Source organism: Rathayibacter sp. SD072 (assembly GCF_017355185.1).
Classification (GTDB): domain Bacteria; phylum Actinomycetota; class Actinomycetes; order Actinomycetales; family Microbacteriaceae; genus Rathayibacter.
Genome location: NZ_JADILJ010000003.1, coordinates 21,863 through 43,412, shown reverse-complemented (window position 1 = coordinate 43,412; position 21,550 = coordinate 21,863). Strand labels below are relative to the sequence as shown.

Here is a 21,550-nt window from a genome sequence, read left to right as displayed (position 1 = left end):
CGGTGATCCTTCCGGCCGGTGACGGCCGATTCTGGGGTGAGGAGTGGTGGTGGCCGGGTTCAGTAGACGGACTCGCCGCCGTCGGAGGGCAGGATCGCTCCGTTGATGTTGACGCTGTCATCGCTGAGCAGGAACGTGATCGACGCCGCCAGAGCCTCCGGTACGGAGATGGGCACGTCGGCCCGCTGGCTGTCGATCCGCTGCTGGCCGAAGGCGCTCGTGTTCACCGGGCGCATCCCGGTGAGGGTTCCGCCCGGAGCGACGCTGTTGGAGCGGATGCCGTGCGGCTCGTACATGAAGGCCGTGCTCTTCGTGATGCCGACGACGGCGTTCTTTGACGCGGTGTAGACGAGCCCGGACGAGGAGCCGCGCAGTGCCGCCTCGGAGGCGATGTTGACGATGGAGCCGCGGCCGGCCGCGATCATTAGAGGCAGTACCGCGCGGGTGAGTCGGATGACTCCGAACACGTTGACGGCGAAGACCCGCTCGAGCACTGCATCGCTGACCTCGTGCAGCGGGGCGAAGTCGTCGCTCAGCCCGGCGACGTTGGCGAGCGCGTCCACGCGCCCCTCGGCGGCAGCGACGATCGCGGCGACGCCCTCCTCTGAGGTGATGTCGCCGGCGACGGCGACGACGTCGTGACCGGTGAGCTCATCGGCAAGCCCGGCGAGCCTGTCGGCCGAGATGTCGACGGCGATCACGCGTCCGCCCTCACGTGCTACTCGCGAGGCGACGGCGCGGCCGATGCCGGAGGCGGCGCCGGTCACGATGACAGTCGAGCCGTCGAAGCGTCCCGGCGTAATCCTTTCGACCCAGGCGAGCCCTGTCGCCTCGTCGTCCGAAGGCACGCGTCCGCCGTTGGCCTGTGCGACAAGGGAGTCGGCGAGGCCCGCCGGTGCGTTTGCCGACATGCCGATCAGCCGGCCGAGGGTCACCTTACGGAGCACGGAGAGCGCGTGCTCGTCCATGCCCGCCTGCTCCGCGATGCCGCGGACGATTGCCGCGCCTGCGGGGTGCTCGAGCCATGCGCCGATCGTGCTGTTGGCGGTCAGGGCGGTCTTATCGTCAGTCATGCTGTGCTCTTCCAGTGTCAAGGTCGGACGGTGTCGGACTCGCGGAGGCTCATGAACGGAGCGAGGCGGCGGTCCGACCGAGCCAGGCCAGGCTCGGCTTGGGGTGGCGCTCAAAGGTGTCGCGGTCGACCGCAATCAGGCCGAAGGTCGGCTCCCAGTGGCCCCACTCGAAGTTGTCGAGCAGGCTCCAGTGCAGGTAGCCGCGCACGTCGATCTCATCGGCGACGGCCTCATGGAGATATCGGAGCGCCTCCTCCGTGTAGGCGATGCGCCGCGCGTCGTCGGGCGTAGCGATGCCGTTCTCGGTGACCAGCAGCGGGACACCACCGCTGACTTCCCAGGCGTGCCGCAAAGCGATGCCGAGGGTGTCAGGGCGGTACGGAGTGCCGACCATCGTGTTCTCAGGGCTCGGCGGATTCGGCACGAGACCGTTCGCGTCAATGCCCTGCGTCGAGTAGGCCTGCACGCCGAGGAAATCGTCGCCGCGTGCCGCCTCGAGGAACACGTCCTCACGGACGTGCTGCTCCTCGGCGTGCCTCGACTCTCCTCCGGGCAGCGGATACAGGGCCAAGTTAGCGACGGTCCAACCGACCTTCGCGTCCGTCAGCTCCCGGACGATCGCCCGCGCGGCGTGGTGCGCCTCAATCAACCGTGCCGTCGTCTCGGGCGATGGCGAGGGCAGCGTGAAGCCGCCCTCTGGCTGAATCGTGGGAGTCTCCATCGGCGGGACAGCCTCTGAGTTGATCATCCGGCTCATCAGGATCATGAACGAGAACATGTTGGGCTCGTTGATGGTGCACACCCACTCGACTCCGTCGAGGATCCGGCAGACCTCGCGCACGTACGCGCTGAAGCGGCTGAGCGCGGTCTCCCCCAGCCAGCCGCCCTCCTCGACGAACCAGCGCGGGCTCGTGAAGTGGTGCAGCGTGACGACCGGAGTAAGCCCGAGAGCGAGAGCGGTGTCGATCATTCGCCGGTAGTGAGCGAGCTCGGCACGCGAGAACTGCCCGGGCAGCGGCTCGATCCGAGACCACTCCACACCGAAGCGGTAGGCGGTGAGCCCGGCCTCGGCGAGCAGGCGCATGTCGTCCTCGTAGCGGTGGTATGAGTCCACTCCGTCACCGCTCGCCGCGAAATGCGGTGCCCGCTGCTCGTACACCCACCAGTCGCTGTTCACGTTGCCGCCCTCGGTCTGGTGAGGGGCCGTGGAGGCCCCCCAGAGGAAGTCGGGCCGCAGGCGCGTCATGCTGGCTGTTTTCTCGGCAAGGGTGAGCGGCCGGTCAGCGGACCGAGCGAACGCGGAGGACGACGATGCCACCCGCGAGCGTGAACACCGCGGCGAGGATGTAGAGCAGGGAGTAGTCACGCGCACCATCCGACGACGCACCGAGCGCCAGAATGACCGACGCCAGCAGGGGCGCGAGCGCCTGAGGAATCGTCGTCGCGAACTGAGTGAGATTGACGAAGCGCCCCGCCTCTGTGGCCCGCTCGGGCAGCACATCGAGGAACAGTGCCTGGTCGACGGCCGAGAAGACGCCGATAGCGAGGTTGCCCATGAAGGCGCCGACGATGAGAAGCGGCAGATCCTGAGCGACCACCATGACGAGCGAGCCCGCCGCGAAGACGACTCCCGAGCCGAGCACGAAGGCTTTGCGGCGACGCAGCTTGTCGCTGAGGAACCCACCGGCGAAGACTCCGATGATCGTGCCGACGATGCCGAGCAGACCGACGGTGGCGACCGTGCCGCCGATCTCGTCGACCGGGACGTCGAGTTTCGAGGAGAAGAAGAAGGCCGTGTAGGAGGTGTTCAGCGTGAGGCCGAAGAAGAAGAGGAAGCGGCCGAGCCAGTTCCAGGAGAAGTCGGGGTACTTGCGCGGGTTGAAGACGTACTTCGAGAGCACGATCCCGGCGGTGAGCGTCTGCTCGGTCGGCGCATTGCGGCTGTCGTCCTCCTTCATGAAGGTGACGAAGACCAGGACCAGCAGCAGGGCGACGGCGCCGGGGACGAGGAAGAGGAGGAACGGCTGGCCGGCGAGGGTGCCTCCGATAACGGCGCCGAAGACGGGCGCCACCATCGTTGCGAAACCGGTGATAGCTCCGACCTTGCCGCGCTGGCTCTCGGGAAGCTTGTCGGCCTGCAGGGTGGTGAAGTTGTTGACCGTCTGGCTCCAGCCGATCTGCGCAATGACCCAGCCGATGCCGAGGACGAGGATGCTCGGCGCGGCCGCCATCACCGTAAGACCGACGAGGCCAATGAGTGTTCCGATCAGGATCCACGGTCGCCGGCGGCCGAGACGGGTGCGCGTGCGGTCGCTGAGTTGGCCGCCGAGGGGGCCGACGAGCAATGCCGCGAGCGAACCGACACCAAGCAGGACACCGAGGTACTCCTCACCGCCGGGAGCGAGTGCCTGAACCTGGATCGCGAGCGAGATCGCGATCGGCGTGACGAAGGCAAGGTAGGCGCCAAAGAGACCGAGCGCAAGGAGGGTGATCCAGCCTGCGCTGACCTTCGGCGGCTCGGGGGTGGTGCCGAGGTCGGCGGCGGCCTTTTGCTGAACGGCATCCTCTGAGGCGAGCGTTCCCGGAATGGGGAAGGCTCCTCCGCTAGGAATGGGGGGCTGAGCGTCCTGGTCTCTCATGATGACTCCTTCGTCGAAGTTGTGAAGTGCGGTTGGGTCAGGGAAGGAAGGGGCGGAGCATGCCGACCCACTCGCGGTAAGCCGTACCTGTCAGGTGCAGGCCGTCGAGTGTCGCGTCAGCGCGAAGCTCGTCGCCCGCAGCGAGTGCAGGCCAGAGATCGAGGAAATCGCTCCCCGAGGTCTTCGCGATCGTTCGATAGTGGAGATTGAGGGCGCGGATTCGGTCGGCGAACTTGGCGCGGCGCGGGAGGACACTTTGAAGAACCAGGCGTGCATCGGGAGCGTCCTGTCGGAGTTGCTGGATAATCGCACGGGTTCCAGCGGCCGTCTCATCGACGGATCTGCCGAGACCCAGGTCGTTGGTTCCGATGAGAAGGAAGATCGTCTCCGGCTCGCACGCCGTCACCGGAGAGAGTCGTTGTAGGACGCCGGCAGTCGTATCGCCGCCGATGCCGCGGTTGACGACGTGATGCTCCGGGAACCACTCGTGCCACGCGCCGCCCTCGGTGATGCTGTCGCCGAGAAAGACGTGTGCTCCCGGGGCCGGAGTCAGTTCCGTGAACTGGGTTGCCTTCATACGTCGCCCGGGTTCCATGACCCGCTTCTCGATGACTCCGTTGAGGAGATGAAGCGGCGAGGGCAGCCGCCTCATGCGACGGCCCCGGCGTCGAGAGTGATGACCACGGCCGAACACCCTTCGGAGGACACTGTGACAGTGATCTCACCGGCGCCGATCGGACGGATGATAGCGAGCGCGCGGCCGTCGCTTGTCGTGCAGTGGTCGGCCGTGAAGGGCTCGGCAGTCGACGTCGCTCCGGTGCCCAGGCCCTGCAGCACGGCGGGGCCGTCGAGGGTCACGGTCACGGTGCGCGTCACCGCGTTGTGCACGTTTCCGAGGGTGTCCGTGAGTGAGATAAGAAGGTGCGCGAGGTCGGAGCCGTCGGCTCGCAGGGCGGCGCGGTCGAGGTCGACGCGCAGCTGCAGGTCCTGCGCAGCCGTGCGGATGGCGGATCGGCCGCTCTCGACTCCGGCGATTGAGGCTACGGCAGAGAGCTCGCCGGGTGTGTACTCGGTCTCGAAGACGGCGCGGAACGGCAGCTCCGCCCCGACGACGGCGACTCCGAGTGAGACTCCGTCGAGCAGCAGCTCGACCTGCTCCGCGTCGCTGTAGACCTCGACGCGAATCGGCTGGCCCTCGAAACCGGGCCACGACCAGCTACCAAGAGCGTCCGTCCACGCCCATGGGGTCGCGACGGCGAGGTCCTGCCCGTGCCGCTCGGGACGGCTGACGGCAATGTACGGCTCGGAGCGGCGCCCGAAGACGATCTCGCGGAAGTACGACACGGGCAGCCGCTGCCCAGTGATGTCGATGTCACCACAGCCGGCGGTGAGAGCGGGAAACGCTCCGCTGAAGCCGCTGACCGCTTCTGCCTCGGGCTCGACGTAGCGGTTGACACCGATCCCGACTTCGCCGAGGTAGTCCCAGCCGGTCCAGGTGAAGTCACCGATTACGCGGGCATCGGCCTCGACGAGCGCCCAGTTGCCGACGATGGAGGAGGGCCACGTTTCGGTGCCGATGATGATGCGGTCGGGAAAGAGCTCGCGGTCGAGTTCGTAGCGGGCGTCGGCGTAGTTCATGCCGGCGACGTCGAGGACGGCGAACGACTCCTCAGTGCGCTGGGTGGCCTGATCGGAGGCCTGGATGCGCCCCATCATGGCGCCGAAGCCGGCCATCATCGTGTTCACTCCGCCGCTCGGCTGCTCGGCCGCGGCGGAGCGCTGAGCCTTCATCTGCGGGACGATCGTGTCGATCATCGAGACGAAGGGGTTCACGCCGTTGGTGACGTAGCGGGTCGGGTCGAGGGAGCGGACCTTCTCGGCGAGGCGGCGTCCCCAGATCGAGCCGATCGCGGTGCCGGTCTCCGGGATCTCGTTGCCGATGGAGTAGAAGACGACGCTCGGGTGGTGACGGTCCTTTGCGACCATCGCCTCGACGTCCCGCTCCCACCAGGTCGGGAAGTCGAAGGCGTAGTCGTTGTCGGACTTCGCTTGCGTCCACATGTCGAAGGTCTCGTCCATGACGAGCATCCCGAGGCGGTCGCAGGCGTCGAGCAGTGCCGTGCTCATCGGGGCGTGCGAGCTGCGGACGGCGTTGAAGCCCGCTTCCTTGAGGATCGCCACTTTCCGCTCCTCCGCCGGTCGCATCGACACGACGCCGAGCGGCCCGTTGTCGAGATGGATGCACGCGCCGCGCAGTTTCACACTCTCGCCGTTGATGCGGAGGCCGTGTTCGGGGTCGAGCTGAAGGGAGCGGATCCCGAACGTCACATGCTCGGTGTCGACGACCTCGTCCCCGTCGTGAAGCACGACGCGGGCGTGGTGAAGAGCCGGGCTCTCGACGCTCCACAGCGCCGGGTTCTCAAGGTAGATACGGCGGCGGACAGTGCCGCTGGTGCCGGGTAGCAGGGTGATCGGCGAGCCGCTGCTGCCGACCGGGACGCCGTCGTCATCTCGGATCGACACCTCGAGGCGGTAGGTGCGAGTGAGGGGGCCGGCGTTCTCGACGACGGCCTCGACCTCGATGAGCGCCTCCGCCGCGGTGACCTCGGGAGTCGTAATACGCACGCCGTCCTGGACGATGCGGCCAGGTCGCTTCACGATGAGGTGCACGTCGCGGTAGATCCCGGCGCCCGCGTACCAGCGGCTGTCGAGTGCGGTGCGGCATTCGACGCGGATCTCATTGTCGGTGCCGAACTGCAGGAACGGATCGATGCGGACGATGAAGCGGGAGTAGCCGTAGGCGTGGGTACCGGCGAGATTGCCATTCACGAACACCGCGGCGTCGCGGTACACACCGTCGAACTCGAGCAGGACGAGGGACCCGGCGTCCTGCTCCGGTGCGGTGTATGTCTTCCGGTACTCAAATGCGCCACCGGGGAAGAAGCCGTTCGTCTCACCGCGAGCAACATCAGCCCTACGCGTCTGACCGATTAGGGCGTCATGCGGAAGGTGCACCTCAGCCCACTCGGCACCATCCGACCCGCCGAGCTCAGCGAAGGCCGTCACCTTGGTACGGAACGACCAATTTTGAGTGAAGAGCGTTCGACTTGCTCGAGACGTAGCTGCATGGGGAGCGGACTCGGAGTCGCCCCTCAGGACGTCTGCATCGGTCAGGCTCGTCATCGAGATCTCCACTTCATTGCGGGTACAGCGCAGGTATCGCGCGTTACTGAGCTAAACACAGCGGGTGTCACGTGTCAACAACTGTTCTACGATCATGAGAAACGGCCGGAGCTCGGTACCGGGAGGAAATCGCATGGTCGCGAAAAGCGAGGACGTCGCACGTCTTGCCGGGGTGTCTCGTGGCACAGTGAGCCAGATCCTCAACGGGCGGGGTGAACGCTTCTCCGCATCGACTATCGAGCGGGTCAGGTCGGCGGCAGTCGAGCTCGACTACCAGCCGTCGGCGGCCGGTCGGGCTCTTGCGATGGGCTCGAGCGACTTCGTGATTGCGCTCATCCCGAACACCACCTTCGGCGGCAACCTCCAAGACATCTTCGGCGCTGCGACGGAGCAGCTCGCAGATCAAGGGCTCACGCTTGTGCTTCGGCTCGCCACCACCACAACAGAGGCCCTGGGTCGACTGCTGACTGGGATGGCGCCGCGCGCAGTTCTCTCGCTCATGCCGTTCTCACGCGAGGAGCGAGAGCTCCTACAACGCCGCGGAGTGCGCGCTTTCGAGCCGCACCCTGGATCTGAGGACCAGTTCGACCGGGAGATTGGTCGACTCCAGGCACGGCATCTGATTGAGCGCGGCAGCACCAGCCTGGCGGTAGCGCGACTCCAGGACGAGCGCCAGGACCCCTTCGGCCAGGGCCGTGAGGAGGGGGTTCGGGAAGAGTGCCGAAGGGCCGGCCTCCCTGAGCCCGACGTCGTACGCCTCGGCATCAACCTCGATGAGGCCCTTACTGCGCTCGACGGCTTGGCTACTCCCGGAGTCGGCATCGCCTGCTACAACGATGACCTTGCAACCTGTTTGCTGTCGGCAGCGAAGATTCGCTCGTTCGACGTCCCCGCCCAGATCGCAATCATCGGAATGGACCACACGCCGCTCTCCCAGGTCACGGTGCCTCGGCTCACCACGATCTCGTACGACGTCACCGCGCCGGCGAAGAACATGATCGCTAGCTTCCTCTCGGTCCTCGGCGAGACCTCCGCGCTAGAAGACCCAGTCAACGCCCTCGAGCTTGAGTTGGTGGTCGGCGGGACGACCTGACCGGGCGGCTCCGGTACGCGACGCTCAGTGCCCGACCACGAGCTTGAATCCCGCGGTCGCGACTCCAGCTGCCGCCAGTGCTACTCCCGTGCCTACCGTGCGCCACGAACTCTGAGTGCCGCGGAGGCGACCGATTGTGAATCCGAGGAGCAGGAACCGCACTATGACCGAGAGCGCGGCGAGGGAGAAGGCTGCGCTACTGCCGAGAAGCCCGGCGACTGCTGCGATCAGAAGGACCACGGGTATCGCGCCCGAGCTGAGCACGGGTAGGCCGTCGCGCAGCGAGTGCCGGAGTGCTACCCGATCGGGTCGATGGTTCGTCCGGATGCGTGTCGCGTAGGACTCCGCGACGACGTGAGCGACAAACGTCGAAACCACTGTGCCGATCAGCAGGGATAGGTTCTCGGCGGTGCCTGCTTCAGTGGGACCGATGACCGCAAGGGTGCCCAGGACGACGATATTGCCGTAGATGTAGGCCTGGGCACGGGCGGCAGCGGTGTCGACATCGATGGAGCGGCCTCGCACGGTCTGCATCTCTTCATCGCCGCGCGCGGGGTTCTGATCCATAGACTCTCTCCTTCGGGCGGTGGTACAGGGAATCAGCGGCACCGCTCCGTCACAGTCGACGCTGACGATCAGTCGAAGAGGGCCGACACGCTGGCGTCGACGGGCTCAACGACCACCCGACTGGCCGAGAGCGAGCGGAGGACGTCCGTCGCCTGGGTAACGGCGTCGCTCGAGATCTCGAACACGACGGCGGACTCGCCGAGCTGAAGCGTCTCACCGAGATCCTGCAGCTGCGAATTCTTGAAGCCGACGTCGCGGAGACGGGTAGCCAGGATCCCGACTCCGCTTCCCGCCAGGACGCCGAGCGGCCCGCCGATGAGGCCGATGGCGCCGCCGACGAGGGCCCCGCGCCCCGCACCCCAGTCCTTGGTCTCGGTGAACGTGGGCGTACCGTCGGCCTTGACGTGAAGGACGGCGGTGTTGGCGATCTTCTCGGGGGCCGCGCCGACGACAGCCGCGGCAGCTCGCGCTGCGCCGTCCGATGTGGTGAAGGTCGCGGCGAGGATGGTTCGGGTGGGGGCTGTGGCGCTCATCGAGTGCTCCTTAGTCAGGCCGTGCGCTTGTCGCCGGCGATGTAAGCCCACTCTCCCGGCCAGCTCTTGCGCAGACGTCGTGCCGCGGGAGCGGTCTGAGTCGTTCATCTGCAGTAGGGGCAGCGATCAGGCAGACGGTAATGGTTAGTGCGAAGCTAACAGAAGGGAGCGGGCGTACCGCTCCACTGACGAAAGGTGAGCACCATGACCGAGCCGTTGTACACCGCCGAGGCACTTTCGACCGGAGGCGGCCGGAACGGCCATGTCCGCACCTCTGATGGGATCCTCGATCTCGATCTGGAGTTCCCTGTTGCGTTGGGCGGTTTGGGGCGAGGCGCCAATCCCGAGTTGTTGTTCGCTGCCGGTTACGCCGCCTGCTTCCATTCGGCGCTGCACCTGGTCGCGCGCCAGCACAAAGTGCACCTGGTCGACTCCACCGTCGGCAGCCGCGTCGACCTGCTACCGAATGCTGCGGGCGGTTTCGAGTTGGCCGTGCATCTCGAGGTCGTCCTCCCGGATATCGACCCCTCGATGGCACATCTCCTCGCTGACGCCGCACACCGTGCATGCCCCTACTCGAACGCCGTCATGGGCAATATTCGAGTAGAGGTCTCCGTCTCCGACGACTGAGCGATTACTTCTCCTGACGCCCCATCAGCGTGCGGGCGCGCTGTACGGCATCGTCGTAGTACAGCTGGAGATCGCTGGAATCGTCCCGTGCCCAGGAACGCCACGCCACATCGAGGCAGGCGAAGGCGATTGCAGCATAGACCTGAGCGTCTGCAGGGCTCGCTGACGAGCCGGACAGCGCAGCAGCGAACTCCGCCTGTCGAGCCCCCCGTCGTCCGGCGAGGCGTGCTCCGAGAGCGGGATTCGCGGTGATCATTAGGACGCGAGCCCGTAGGCGTTTGGTCTGCTCGCCGACCGGCGGCAACGTTTCCCCCAGGATGCGGAACACGGCGTCTGTCTGATCGTCGACCGGAACCTCTGCGGCGGCTACGACGGCGGCGATATCACGCTCGTCCGGAGCGGCCGTCATCAGCACGACGTCTTCCTTCGCATCGAAATAGCGGAAAAACGTTGCCCTCGAGGTGCCGATCGCTCGGACGAGCTCCTCGACGGTGACGGCGTTGTAACCGCGTTCGGCGAGGACCTCGAACGCGGCATCCGCGAGCTCGCGCCGCATCATCGAGCGCGCTCGGCTCCGAGTGTCGGGTTGCATCACCGCAGCGTATCGGCCGATACTGATCGCGATGATGAGACGGCGTCTCAAACATAAGAGCTGGTTTCAGTAGGCACCGGATTCACAGCGATCAAGGGAGAAGCATGACGCGCCAAACCACCCCGGCCGAGGGGTCGACCGGTCGGATAATCTTCGTGCTCGCGTTGGCGGGCGTGACTGGCGCGTTCATGCAGACGATTCTGGTTCCGATCCAGGCGCAACTTCCGTCCCTCCTCGGCGCTACACGCGACCAGACCGCCTGGGCGATCACCGCAACGCTGCTGGTCGCTGCCGTCTGCACACCGATCGCAGGGCGGTTAGGTGACATGTTCGGGAAGCGCCGTATCGCGCTGACGCTCATCGGGTTCCTCGTCGCTGGGAGCATCGTGTCGGCCCTTTCGACATCGGTGGTGCCGCTCATTGTCGGCCGGGGGCTGCAGGGCGCCGGCATGGGTGTCATTCCGTTGGGCATCGGCATCCTCCGCGATCTGGTACCTCGTGAGCGGTTGACCTCCGCTACGGCGCTCGTCAGCTCGACGCTCGGCATCGGAGGAGCGCTCGGGCTCCCGGTCAGCGCGATCGTGACGCAACACCTTGATTGGCACTTCCTCTTCTGGGGAGCCGCGGTACTCGGGGCCGTCACATTCGCACTCGTGCTGGTCGTCATACCGGCTAGCACCACGCCTACTGGCGGTCGCTTCGACTGGATCGGTGCCATCGGTTTGAGTGGCGGCCTGGTCTGCCTCCTCCTCGCGATATCGCAGGGCAACACCTGGGGATGGGGCTCGCCTGCGATCGTCTCGCTTTTCGCCGGCTCGGTCGCCGTCCTCGGGCTCTGGGGTTGGTTTGAGTGGCGCACGAGCGCACCGCTCGTCGACCTTCGTTCGAGCGCTCGCGCACCGGTGCTGCTGACCAACATCGCGTCCATCGCGATGGGCTTCGCGCTCTTCTCGAATTCGATTGTCTTCCCACAGCTTCTTCAGCTGCCGACGGCCGCGGGTGGCATGGGACTGGATCTGGTCGCGTCGAGTCTGATGCTCATTCCTGCCGGTATCGCGATGCTGATCACCTCGCCCCTCGCCGGACGGCTCGGCAAACGGATCGGCGCGAAGGCCCTGCTCGTTCTCGGAGCGCTTGTCGTCTCCTCGGCCTATTTCCTGGCATCGATCCTCGATCTGCAGGCGTGGCACGTTCTGATCATCAACCCGATGATCGGCGTCGGCGTGGGGCTCGGCTACGCAGCCATGCCGACGCTGATCATGAGCGCGGTGCCTATTACGCAGACGGGCGCGGCGATCGGCCTCAATACGCTCATGCGTTCTCTCGGCACGAGCGTTGCCTCGGCGCTGATCGCGGGGGTTCTCAGCAGCCAGGTGGTGCGCGTCGGATCCGCACGGTATCCCGATACCGCAGGGTTCGACACCGCTCTACTGCTCGGCCTGACGGCAGGCGTCATCTGCGCCGCAATTGCCGTCTTCATCCCGAAATCTCGAGCACCTCTGGGCGAAACATCGCCGGGAAGTGCGGCGGCTTCCGCGTCCGACCTCGCCGTGGCCCCCGCCCGTTGATTTCGGTGTCAGCCCTTCGTCGTCAGCGCGGATCCGGCCCCACTCTCTGCAAGTTGGAACCCGAGGGCCAACTGGGCGCGGAACGCAGCGAAGTCCTGCTCGGGGTCCCACCAGCGGAAGGCCTCCCGGACGACCGCCAAGGCGATCCCGGAGGCGAGGTGAGCGCGGAAATCGTCGACATGATGCTCAGTGAGCCAGTTCAGGAGAGAGCGCTCGAACTCCGCATTCGCGACGTTGTGCAACGACTCCAGCTCGGGGTCTGCGGCGAGGATGCGGCGCCGGAGAGTCACCACGGAGCGTTGCGAGTCGAGGTACGTGGTCAATGCTTCGGTCAGGGTCACCCAGAGTTCCGCAGCCTCAGGCTGCTGAGTGAGAAGCGCGACCAGCCTCGTCGCCTCCTCAGGGTCGGGATCGAACAGAACGGCGCTCTTCGTTGCGAAGTAATTGAAGTAAGTGCGGCGCGAAACACCAGCCGCCGCGGCGATGTCGTCGACGGAAACTTCGGCATAGCCCTTTGCGGCGAAGAGGCTCACGGCCGCGTCACGCAGGTGGCGCCAGCGGCGAAGCCGGCTCGGCGAGGAGGCGACGCTCTCGCTACCGATGTCCATGAGCACGTCCTGACAGTACCCGGAGGCTCTAGTGTGAGAAGAGTTGCACTCAGTGCAATACTCATTCGAACAACGGAGTTGAATCGTGGATGAAGGACCCTTCGACTACATCGTCGTCGGCGCAGGATCAGCTGGCTGCGTGCTGGCCAGTCGGCTCTCGGAGGACCCGGGCACGCGCGTGCTCGTGCTGGAAGCGGGTGGGAAGGACTCCTTCCCGATGATCGCGATTCCCAAAGGGATCGCCTTCACGCTGAAGAACCCGAAGTACGCCTGGTACTACCCGACCGAGCCGTTCGGCCCGAAGGGTCAACGCGAGGTCTGGATCCGCGGGAAGGTGCTCGGCGGATCGAGCTCGGTGAACGGCATGGTCTACAACCGCGGTGCACGCGCCGACTACGACCATCTCGAGGACCTCGGCAACGCCGGCTGGGGCTGGGACGAGATGCTGCGCGTCTACCGCCAGATGGAGGACCACTCCCTCGGAGGCTCTGAGCTCCGGGGTGAGGGCGGACCGCTTCAGGTCGGCGTCCGCACCGACACCGAGCCGGTGGACGAAGCGCTGATGGATGCCGCCACCAGGCTCGGTGTCACGCGGATGCAGGACGTGAACGCCTCTGACGAAGAGCGAATCGGCTACGCACCAGCAACGATCCGCAACGGCTTGCGGGTCAGCGCGGCGAAGGCGTTCCTCCACCCTGCGCTCAAGCGCCCCAACGTCACGCTGCGAACCGGCACCCGGGCAACGAAGCTGCTCTTCGAGGGCGACACCGTGGTCGGAGTCGCCGCACTCGTCGATGGCACGCCAACCGAGTTCCGCACCCACGGCGAGGTGATCCTCTCAGCCGGATCCATCGCCTCTCCGCAACTGCTCGAGCTCTCGGGGATCGGCTCTCCGGAGGTGCTCGCTGCCGCGGGCGTCGACGTCCGGGTGGTCAGTCCGCGCGTGGGCGAAGGAGTCCGGGAGCATCGCTGCATTCCGCTTCAGGTTCGCCTGAACAAGGACGTCGGCTACAACCGCCTTCTGTCCTCCCCGCTGCGGCAGGGCCTCAGCGGCGCGCGCTGGATGGCGACACGGCGGGGCCCGATCGGAACGCCCGCATACGACATGCTCGCGTTCCTCAAGACCCGCGAGGACCTCAACCGACCCGACGGGCAGGTGCTCCTCACGCCCTACACGATGGGCATCGGCTCTGGCAGCATCGGGGTCGAGAACCGTCCGGGTCTCTCGCTCCTCGGCTTCACGTCGCGTCCGACCAGTGAGGGCTCGGTCCACATCACTTCTGCCGACATCGCCGCACCACCGCGGATCGTCCCGAACTACCTGGCGACCGAGCACGACCGCGCGAGCACCGTCGGCTTGTTCAAGCGGATGCGTGACATCATCCGCCAGTCACCGATCGCAGAACTTGCCGCAGCCGAGATCCAGCCGGGAGCGGCGATCGATGATGACGACGCGATCCTCTCTTCGGCTTTCCTCTACGGCGGAACGGGCTACCACGCCTGCGGTGCTGTCGCGATGGGGCCGGAAGAGTCCGCTCCGGTCGATTCGCGTCTGCGCGTTCGTGGGGTCGAGAACCTGCGCGTCGTCGACGTGTCGGTGATGCCGGCGATGATCTCGGGCAACCTCAACGCCCCGGCGATGGCGATGGCGTGGCGCGCGGCCGAGCTGATCGCCGAGGAGCGGTGACGTGAGCGCGGGCGACGACCGCTGGGTCGACGGGACCGCACGGATGGACGCCGTCTACGGGCTCGGGTTCTCCGACCGCCTCCCGACTGCCGGAAAGAGCCCTTGGCTCGTCGACACCGTTGAGCACCTCTTCACCGACATCTAGTCACGGCCGGGTCTCTCCATTCGCGACCGCCGGCTGCTGACCATCGGCGCGACCGCCTCCCTCGGACGCTCGGACCTCATCCAAATCCAGGCCCTCGGCGCGCTCCTCAACGAGGAACTCGACGCAGAACAGCTTCGCGAGGTGATCCTGCATCTTGCCTACTACGTCGGCTGGGGCAACGCCTCAGCTGTCAGCGACGGCGTCGAAGAGGCATTAGCCGAGTTCGCGGAGCACAACCACGTGGGCGAGGACCCGCACCACGACCACATGATGAAGGAGACTCCATGACCACGACCACAACGACATCCCCCGCAGCGACCGGCTCCGGACCCCTGGCCGGAGAGGGTCGGCTGCTGATCGACGGCGCCCTCGTCGACGCCTCCGACGGCGGTACTTTTGACAACATTGACCCGAGTTCGGGACTCGTCGTCGGAGTCGCAGCAAGCGCTACCGCGGACGACATGGAGCGTGCGATCGCGGCCGCGCGCCGCGCCTTTGAGGAAAGCGACTGGGCGACCGACCCCGAGTTTCGCAGTCGCTGCCTCCTGCAGTTGCACGAGGCGATCGTCGACGAGCAGGAGCACCTGCGCCGCGTGATCGTCACTGAGTCGGGCAGCCCGATCTCACTGACTTACGCGGTGCAGCTGAAGCAGCCGATGGACGAGACCCGCTACTGGGCCGAGATGGCTCGCGACTTCGCCTACGAGCAGGAGCTGGAACCCCACGAGAACCGAGGCCGCGTTTCACGCCGTGTGCTGCGCTACGAGGCCACCGGCGTAGTGGCCGCAATCACACCGTGGAACTACCCGTTCTACCTTGACGTCGCTGAGTCCGTTCCCGCTCTCGCAGCAGGCAACGCCGTCATTCTCAAGCCCGCGCAGATCACCCCCTGGAGCGGCCTCGAGCTCGGACGCCTGGTGGCCGAACGAACCGATATCCCGGCCGGTATCTTCCAAGTCGTGACGACGTCGGACCACGACGTCACCGAGATGCTGACCACGGACCCGCGGATCGACATGGTCACGTTGACCGGGTCGACTGCGACGGGACGTCGTGTCCTCGCGGCCGGCGCTGAGACGGTCAAGAAGATCTTCCTCGAGCTGGGCGGGAAGTCGGCGCACGTCGTCCTCGAGGACGCCGACTTCGCCACTGTCATTCCCGGCGCAGCGGTCGTCTGCTCCCACGCGGGTCAGGGCTGCACCCTCTCAACGCGCCTGCTGGTCCCCCGCTCCCGGTACGAGGAGGCGCAGGCGATCCTAAAGGCGACTTTCGAGCGGGTCCCGGTCGGTGATGTCTGGGAGATGGGCACGCTGCAGGGGCCGCAGGTGAGCGCGAAGCAGCGTGACAGCATCCTCAGCGCGATCGAAGCCGGCGTCGCCGAAGGCGCCAAAATCCTGATCGGAGGTAAGGCGCTCGAGGGGCGCGATGGCTTCTTCGTCGAACCGACAGTGCTGGTCGACGTAGACCCGGATTCGTCGGTCGCGCAGGAGGAGATCTTCGGACCCGTCCTCTGCGTGATCCCCTACGACGACGTCGATGAGGCCGTAGCGATCGCCAACTCGACAATCTACGGTCTGGCGGGCGAGGTCAGCGGCGGGTCGGAGGAGTCGGCCTTGGCGGTCGCGCGTCGCCTCCGCGCCGGCAATATCTCGGTCAACGGCGGCATGTACTTCAGTGTCTCGACCCCACTCGGAGGCTACAAGCAGAGCGGTCTCGGCCGCCGGAACGGCGAAGAGGGCTTCCGCGAGTACATGGAGCTTAAGGCGATCGGAGTCCCCGCGCGCTGAGCGGATTCTCGGAACCCCTGAACTGTCTAGACAGTCGACACGAGCGGAATGCTTCGACGGTTCAGGGGTTCTTCAGCATCAGGGTGAAGGTGGCGCGCCGAACGATGTCGCGAGGAGCCGCTGAATGTCCATTAAGTTCTGGCCCGTCAGCCGACGGATCGCATCCTCGACGGCCGCGCCGAGATCGAAGGAAGGATCTGACACCCAGAGCTGCGAAAGCCCGTCCCATACCGCGATGACTTGGCGGGCCGTCACCCTCGGATCTGCTGCCGGGTGGGCGAGGCCGACGCGCTGACTGTGCTCGACAAGTCGAGTGAACACGTCCACCATGCGAGCGTTCCGCTCGGCGAAGTAGCCGTTCGCCGGATGATCGGGAGACGCCGCCAGGCCCTTCATCGCGGTCAGGAGCCGGAACCGCGGATCTCTCGCGTCGGGTGATGCGAGGTGGCGAAACGCGCGCGCGTCGAGCACGGTCTCATCAAGATCGACGTGCCCTTCCGCCGCTTCCTGCTCCTCGATCGAACCGAGGGCAGCAACGAGCAAGTGGTCCTTCGAAGGGAAGTGGTAGAGCACCGTGGTCTCACTGACGCCAGAGCGCTGCGACACCAGGGCCGTCGTCACGCCCTCGTGTCCGAGCTCATCGACGAGTACGACCACGGCGGCGATGATCGTCGCGCGCCGTTTCTGCGTTGAAGCATACGGTCCACGTCTCGCTGGTGCTGTCGTCGTCACGCGTTCAGCCTATGCGCAGTGGAATCAGAGCGAATAAGTAATTTGAGCCTGGCACTCGAGCACTTTGCCGCTTGTATTCGGGCTGAAAAATGTGATTCACTCTGGTTTCAGATCAGGTGTCGTGAGACGTCTTCCCTCTGATCCCCGATGCCTCCTCTGAAGGAACACGATGACGACGACGTCACGCCCAACCAGTGCACGCGCGGCCCGTAAGGTCGAACGGCGCAATGACCCCGACCGCCTCTCCGCCGCCGCCGGGCTCGCCTGGACGACGACCGGCTTGTCCGGAGCGGTCAACTACCTCTTCCTCGCGATGTGGGTGTTCTATGGCACCGACGTCCTCGGGCTCGACCCCGCAGTCCTGGGGACGCTCGCCCTCGTCAGCAAGCTGCTCGAGGCGGCAGTCGTCGTCGTCGCGGGCTGGATGGTCGACCGCACGCCCGAAACCCGATGGGGCAAGGCGCGACCCTACGAGCTCGCGATCGTCGGGGTCTGGATTGCGACCTGGGCCCTGTTCTCCACTCCGGATCTCTCCGACGCCGGGAAGACGATGTGGCTCTTCGTCTGGCTCGTGATGGCGAACGTCGTCTTCACCTCACTCCTCGGCGCGAACGACTACCTTTACCTCGCTCGCGCCTTCAACTCGCGCGTCCTCGTCGCGAAGGTCGCCACCCGGACCGGCTTCTTCACCACGGTCGGCGTCGTCGCCTTCAACGTGGCCCTGCCGCTCTTCATCGCCCAAGCGGGGACGAGCGCGTCAGCGTGGTCGCAGCTCGCTCTCTACCTAGCGATCCCCCTCGCCCTGATCGGGTTGGGGCGCTTCCTCTTCTTCAAGGAGAAGTACCAGACAGAAGCCGCTGACGCCCCGAAAATCACCTTCCGCGACATCCGCGAGGTCCTCACCACGAACCGCTACATCTGGATCGTCGCTGGCATCAGTTTCGTCGGCGCCCTCGCCGGCGGCACCGGCATCGCGATCTACTACTTCAAGTACGTCGTCGGCGACATCTCGCTGATGAGCCTCACCGGCTTGGTGCCGGTCCTCATCCTGCCGGCCATGCTGTTCTTCCCCCGCCTCATGAAGCGATTCAAGGTCAGCACGATCATCACCGCGGGTGCGATCAGCGGCGTCCTCGCCGGCGTCCTCATGATCGTCGCGAACGGTAGCCTCCCCCTGATCCTGGCCTCGACCGCTCTCAGCGGCCTCGGCATCCTCCCGATCACCTTCCTCACCCAGCTCCTCGTGATCGACAACGCCGCCTACAACCAGTGGAGCGGCCGACGCCGCCTCGAGAGCACCATGGGCGCGATCACCGCGTTCTCTGTGCGGCTCGGCGGCGGCCTCGGCGGCGCGGCGACCGGCTGGGTGCTCGGGATCGTCGGCTACGACGGCACCGCCGCTACACAATCCCCCGCGGCTCTGACCGGCATCGTCCTGCTCGCCGGCGCGTTCCCCGCGCTCCTCTGGATCGGTGTTGCACTTGCCATGCGCCCCTACCGGAAGTTCGAGCAGATGCTTCCGACGATCACCCAGGGACTCGCGGTCATCACCGCCGCAGATACGAAGGTCACCACAGTGAAGGCCGAGTCCGTGCCCGGCTCTACGCGCACCCCGCCCGAGAACTGACCGCCTCTCGCTACCCGCAAGGACACTCGATGACCCCTTTCACCCCGCCCACCACCGACTCGCTCGTCGGCGCACCCCTCGACCCCGATCCCGTCGACGCCGCCTTCACGCAGCCCTACGTTGACATCGATGAGTGGCGCGAGGAGCCTGTCCGGCACCGCTATCTGCACGGCGGTTTCTCCGACGGCGACACCCGCTTCTCCCTTTACCTCCCGGAGACCGAGCACTTCGAGGGCAGGTTCTTCCAGCACGTCACTCCGGTGCCGCAGAGCGAGAACCTCGCCCAGGAGCGGTTCGATGACGAGAACCCGATCTCGTTCACCCTGGCGAGCGGCGGGTACTACGTCGAGACCAACGGAGGCGGACCCTCTGCCTCCGGTGGTCCGATGTCGGGGGTCGACCCGACGATCGGCGCGTACCGCGCCAACGCCGCGGTTGCCCGGGTCTCGCGCCGTCTCGCCGCGACCGTCTTCGGCGAGCGGCGGATCTTCGGTTATCTGTACGGCGGCAGCGGCGGCGGGTACCGCACCATCGGCGCCTCAGAGAACACCACCGACGTCTGGGACGGTTTCGTGCCCTACGTCATCGGCAGCCCTATGGCGATTCCGAACGTCTTCGCGGTGCGCATGCACGCTCAGCGGGTACTCCGCGACGCGCTCCCTCGAATCGTCGACGCCCTCGATGCCGGTGGCGACCCAGCTGCGCTCAATCTCACCTCCGAAGAGCGTGCCGCGCTCGAGGAGGTCACCCGCATGGGGTTCCCCCTGCGCTCCTGGTTCGGCTGGGAGACCATGGGAATGCACGCTTTCAGCGTCCTGTACCCCGGCATCATGGCAGCCGATCCCAGCTATGCAGCCGATTTTTGGACCGAGGAGGGTTACCTCGGCAGCGACCCGGACGCCTCAGTGCATCGCGACCGCGTGCAGCTCGACACGACCGTCGTAGAGCTGCTCACGGCAGGCGGCGAGGCGGAGGTCACGGGAGGCGTCGACGAGTCGTATAAGGCGACAGTGACCCAGAACGCGATGGTCATCGGCGTCCGCGTCGCGGACATCCCCGATGGCTGGACGCTGGGCGCAGAGCTCGTGATCCGCTCCGGCGCGTCGGTCGACAGTGTGTTGCGTGTCGCCGGGGTCGACGGCGACGAGGTTCTCCTCGAGCCTGGACAGGGGGACGTCGTCATCGCCCCCGGTGACGAGGTGACCCTCGACAATTCGAATTTCCTGGCCGCGCAGACCTACCACCGTCATCAGGTCCCCTCCGTCGACTATCGCGTCTGGAACCAGTTCCGGGATGCGGAGGGCGAGCCGGCCCTCCCTCAGCGTCCGATGCTGCTCGGGCCGCTCTTCGCGCAAGGCGCCTCGGGCACCGTTCCGACCGGGCGCATCAGCGGCCGGATGATCGTGGTCGCCTCCCTCCTTGACCGGGAGGCGTTCCCCTGGCAGGCCGACTGGTACCGCGCGCGCGTCGGGGAGTTCCTCGGCGCCGATGTCGACGACCGCTTCCGTCTTTGGTACACCGACAACGCGCTGCACGGCGACGAGAGCGGAGTTCAGGAGCACGAGACCCGTACGGTCAGCTATGTCGGTGCGCTGCAGACCGCTTTGCGTCAGCTGAGCGCGTGGGTGGAGGAGGAGATCATGCCGTCGCCCTCGACCGCGTACGAGGTCGTTGACGGCCAGGTCCTCGTCGCCGACGACGACCCGTCACGAGGAGGCGTCCAGCCGATAGTGACGCTCACCGTCAACGGCACCGACCGCGTCGAAGTCCGCGTCGGCGAGGAAGTCGACGTTCGCCTCACCGCTCACGCGACCACCACTGACGGTATGGTCGTCGCCATCGCGACGGATCTGACCGGGTCGGGGCGCCTCTCGGTGCCTGAGGCGGTCATTCCGGCGGCAGAGATCACTCAGTCTCGTCGATGCACCTTCCCCGCCGCCGGCACCTACCTGCTCGCGGTCCGCGCCACGGCACAGACCGGCAGCCATGCGGAGGATCGTTTCGCTCGTGTGGACAACGTCGCCCGCGCCCGCGTGGTCGTGCACGCCGACTAGACGCAACGGACGCGCAACGCCCGCGGCTGCACACGGAAGCGAACCTTCCGGGCTTCACCGACTACGTCCCCGTCGACCTCGACCGGCAGCGGCTCACCGCTCTCGACGTCGATCTCCCGGCCCTGCAAGTGAGGCATGTGCCGGCTGCCACGAACGTCCTTGCTGACCAGGCGCCACAGTGCACGCAGCCAGTCCCAAGCACTTCGCTGCAGCAGGACGACGCTGTCGAGTCGTCCGTCGTCACATGCAGCTTCCGGCAGCAGCTCGAGACCCATGGTCAGCGACCCGTGGTTGCCGACGATGATGCCGCGGGACTGCTCGGCCCTGCGTGCGACTCCATCAACGGACGTAGTCGCCTCAACCATCCGGCTCTGACTGGCGAGAAGCCCCGAGAGGAGATAAGCGGCGGAGCCAAGGCGCCGCTTGAGCGCCTTGGACGCACCCGCCATCGTGGCCGCATCGAATCCGGCACCGGCCATCACCAGGAACGCATGGTCCTCGACCACTCGCCCGTCGCCGTTCCGATCCACTTCGACCCAGCCGACGTCCATCGCCCGATCCCGACCGTGCACGGCGACATGCACGGCAGCATCGATGTCCCGCCGCGGGATATCGAGATTGCGGGCCAATAAATTGCCGGTCCCGATCGGCAGCAGAGCCAGAGCTGTCCCCGTTCCTGCAAGCTCCTGGCCTACAGTGCGGGTCGTGCCGTCGCCGCCCGCGACGAGTACGAGATCAACGCCACCGCGGAGAGCTTCCCGCGCTTGCTCCGCGCCTGTTGACTCCGCCGACGTCGGCAGCCACAGCGGAGCAAGCCATCCCCGCGTCGTGAAGGCCTCGTCCACCGAGGCGCGGAAGCGGTCGAGACTCGCTCCCGGCAGCTTCGCCGCGTTCACAACGAGCGCCGCGTGACCGACATGCGGCTCCCCGGCGACCGCAAGAAGCTGCTGCGCTGATCCGGAGATAAGAGTGCTGTTCGACATGCCTCCAGCCTTGCCGCGCAACGGTGCGTCGACGTCGTGCGTACGGCGT

20 protein-coding genes and 1 pseudogene are annotated in these 21,550 nt (G+C 66.4%); 10 read left to right on the top strand and 11 right to left on the bottom strand.

The genetic code is table 11. From position 1 onward, the window contains the following. Window positions 1-59: 59 nt before the first annotated feature. From IOC53_RS02010 to IOC53_RS01990, 5 genes are all read right to left on the bottom strand, one after another. The gene (locus tag IOC53_RS02010; RefSeq protein ID WP_207402718.1) at window positions 60-1,073 is read right to left on the bottom strand and encodes an SDR family NAD(P)-dependent oxidoreductase; all 1,014 of its coding nucleotides are present in this window, start codon (window positions 1,071-1,073) and stop codon (window positions 60-62) included. A 49-nt stretch (window positions 1,074-1,122) separates the two neighbouring features. Continuing rightward, window positions 1,123-2,319 carry a glycoside hydrolase family 1 protein gene (locus IOC53_RS02005; RefSeq protein WP_207402717.1) on the bottom strand — a complete coding sequence of 399 codons (1,197 nt, stop codon included), beginning with the start codon at window positions 2,317-2,319 and terminating at the stop codon, window positions 1,123-1,125. A gap of 34 nt (window positions 2,320-2,353) precedes the next feature. Then, window positions 2,354-3,712 carry an MFS transporter gene (locus tag IOC53_RS02000; RefSeq protein WP_207402716.1) on the bottom strand — a complete coding sequence of 453 codons (1,359 nt, stop codon included), beginning with the start codon at window positions 3,710-3,712 and terminating at the stop codon, window positions 2,354-2,356. A gap of 37 nt (window positions 3,713-3,749) precedes the next feature. Then, window positions 3,750-4,289: a GDSL-type esterase/lipase family protein gene (locus IOC53_RS01995; RefSeq protein WP_207402715.1), complete on the bottom strand. Its 540-nt coding sequence runs from the start codon at window positions 4,287-4,289 to the stop codon at window positions 3,750-3,752. Window positions 4,290-4,360: 71 nt separating this feature from the next. Continuing rightward, entirely contained in the window at window positions 4,361-6,778 is a 2,418-nt protein-coding gene (locus tag IOC53_RS01990; protein WP_307786035.1) for a glycoside hydrolase family 2 TIM barrel-domain containing protein, read from the bottom strand. 250 nt (window positions 6,779-7,028) lie between these two features. Here IOC53_RS01990 and IOC53_RS01985 point away from each other — a divergent pair, with 250 nt between their 5' ends. Continuing rightward, window positions 7,029-7,988: a LacI family DNA-binding transcriptional regulator gene (locus IOC53_RS01985; RefSeq protein WP_207402713.1), complete on the top strand. Its 960-nt coding sequence runs from the start codon at window positions 7,029-7,031 to the stop codon at window positions 7,986-7,988. 24 nt (window positions 7,989-8,012) lie between these two features. Here the strand turns inward: IOC53_RS01985 and IOC53_RS01980 are convergent, their stop codons facing one another. Next, a complete protein-coding gene (locus IOC53_RS01980; protein WP_207402712.1) occupies window positions 8,013-8,555 on the bottom strand; it encodes a hypothetical protein in 543 nt (180 codons plus the stop codon). A gap of 68 nt (window positions 8,556-8,623) precedes the next feature. Further along, window positions 8,624-9,088 (bottom strand): DUF1269 domain-containing protein, encoded by a 465-nt coding sequence (locus IOC53_RS01975; protein WP_207402711.1) that lies wholly within the window; start codon window positions 9,086-9,088, stop codon window positions 8,624-8,626. 204 nt (window positions 9,089-9,292) lie between these two features. Between IOC53_RS01975 and IOC53_RS01970 the strand changes: the two genes are divergently transcribed. Next, on the top strand, window positions 9,293-9,718 hold the full coding sequence (locus IOC53_RS01970) for an organic hydroperoxide resistance protein (RefSeq protein ID WP_207402810.1): 426 nt from the start codon (window positions 9,293-9,295) through the stop codon (window positions 9,716-9,718). A gap of 4 nt (window positions 9,719-9,722) precedes the next feature. Here the strand turns inward: IOC53_RS01970 and IOC53_RS01965 are convergent, their stop codons facing one another. After that, a complete protein-coding gene (locus IOC53_RS01965) occupies window positions 9,723-10,310 on the bottom strand; it encodes a TetR family transcriptional regulator (RefSeq protein ID WP_207402710.1) in 588 nt (195 codons plus the stop codon). A 104-nt stretch (window positions 10,311-10,414) separates the two neighbouring features. Between IOC53_RS01965 and IOC53_RS01960 the strand changes: the two genes are divergently transcribed. Further along, on the top strand, window positions 10,415-11,878 hold the full coding sequence (locus tag IOC53_RS01960; RefSeq protein WP_207402709.1) for an MFS transporter: 1,464 nt from the start codon (window positions 10,415-10,417) through the stop codon (window positions 11,876-11,878). A gap of 8 nt (window positions 11,879-11,886) precedes the next feature. On the opposite strand, the gene IOC53_RS01955 is transcribed toward IOC53_RS01960, so the two are convergent. Then, window positions 11,887-12,486 (bottom strand): TetR/AcrR family transcriptional regulator, encoded by a 600-nt coding sequence (locus tag IOC53_RS01955; RefSeq protein WP_242682806.1) that lies wholly within the window; start codon window positions 12,484-12,486, stop codon window positions 11,887-11,889. An 85-nt stretch (window positions 12,487-12,571) separates the two neighbouring features. Between IOC53_RS01955 and IOC53_RS19365 the strand changes: the two genes are divergently transcribed. The 5 genes and pseudogenes from IOC53_RS19365 to IOC53_RS01935 all read left to right on the top strand — a co-directional run bounded on the left by IOC53_RS19365 (window position 12,572) and on the right by IOC53_RS01935 (window position 16,105). Further along, a complete protein-coding gene (locus IOC53_RS19365) occupies window positions 12,572-14,173 on the top strand; it encodes a GMC family oxidoreductase (protein ID WP_207402707.1) in 1,602 nt (533 codons plus the stop codon). A 1-nt stretch (window position 14,174) separates the two neighbouring features. After that, entirely contained in the window at window positions 14,175-14,318 is a 144-nt protein-coding gene (locus tag IOC53_RS01945) for a hypothetical protein (protein WP_207402706.1), read from the top strand. Between the two features lie 18 nt (window positions 14,319-14,336). Beyond that, a pseudogene (locus IOC53_RS19610) lies at window positions 14,337-14,450 on the top strand (hypothetical protein); the annotation flags it as partial. A gap of 9 nt (window positions 14,451-14,459) precedes the next feature. Further along, on the top strand, window positions 14,460-14,606 hold the full coding sequence (locus IOC53_RS18725; protein ID WP_242682791.1) for a hypothetical protein: 147 nt from the start codon (window positions 14,460-14,462) through the stop codon (window positions 14,604-14,606). Then, complete coding sequence (locus IOC53_RS01935) at window positions 14,603-16,105, top strand: aldehyde dehydrogenase family protein (RefSeq protein ID WP_207402705.1); 1,503 nt, start codon at window positions 14,603-14,605, stop codon at window positions 16,103-16,105. Before IOC53_RS18725 ends, IOC53_RS01935 begins: the two co-directional genes overlap by 4 nt. A gap of 78 nt (window positions 16,106-16,183) precedes the next feature. Here the strand turns inward: IOC53_RS01935 and IOC53_RS19360 are convergent, their stop codons facing one another. Then, entirely contained in the window at window positions 16,184-16,837 is a 654-nt protein-coding gene (locus IOC53_RS19360; RefSeq protein WP_207402704.1) for a TetR/AcrR family transcriptional regulator, read from the bottom strand. Window positions 16,838-17,006: 169 nt separating this feature from the next. Here IOC53_RS19360 and IOC53_RS01925 point away from each other — a divergent pair, with 169 nt between their 5' ends. Next, window positions 17,007-18,464 (top strand): MFS transporter, encoded by a 1,458-nt coding sequence (locus tag IOC53_RS01925; protein WP_207402703.1) that lies wholly within the window; start codon window positions 17,007-17,009, stop codon window positions 18,462-18,464. A gap of 260 nt (window positions 18,465-18,724) precedes the next feature. After that, on the top strand, window positions 18,725-20,518 hold the full coding sequence (locus IOC53_RS01920) for a hypothetical protein (RefSeq protein ID WP_207402702.1): 1,794 nt from the start codon (window positions 18,725-18,727) through the stop codon (window positions 20,516-20,518). Here IOC53_RS01920 and IOC53_RS01915 read toward each other — a convergent pair. Beyond that, on the bottom strand, window positions 20,515-21,501 hold the full coding sequence (locus IOC53_RS01915) for a diacylglycerol kinase family protein (RefSeq protein ID WP_207402701.1): 987 nt from the start codon (window positions 21,499-21,501) through the stop codon (window positions 20,515-20,517). The genes IOC53_RS01920 and IOC53_RS01915 overlap by 4 nt on opposite strands. Window positions 21,502-21,550 lie beyond the last annotated feature (49 nt).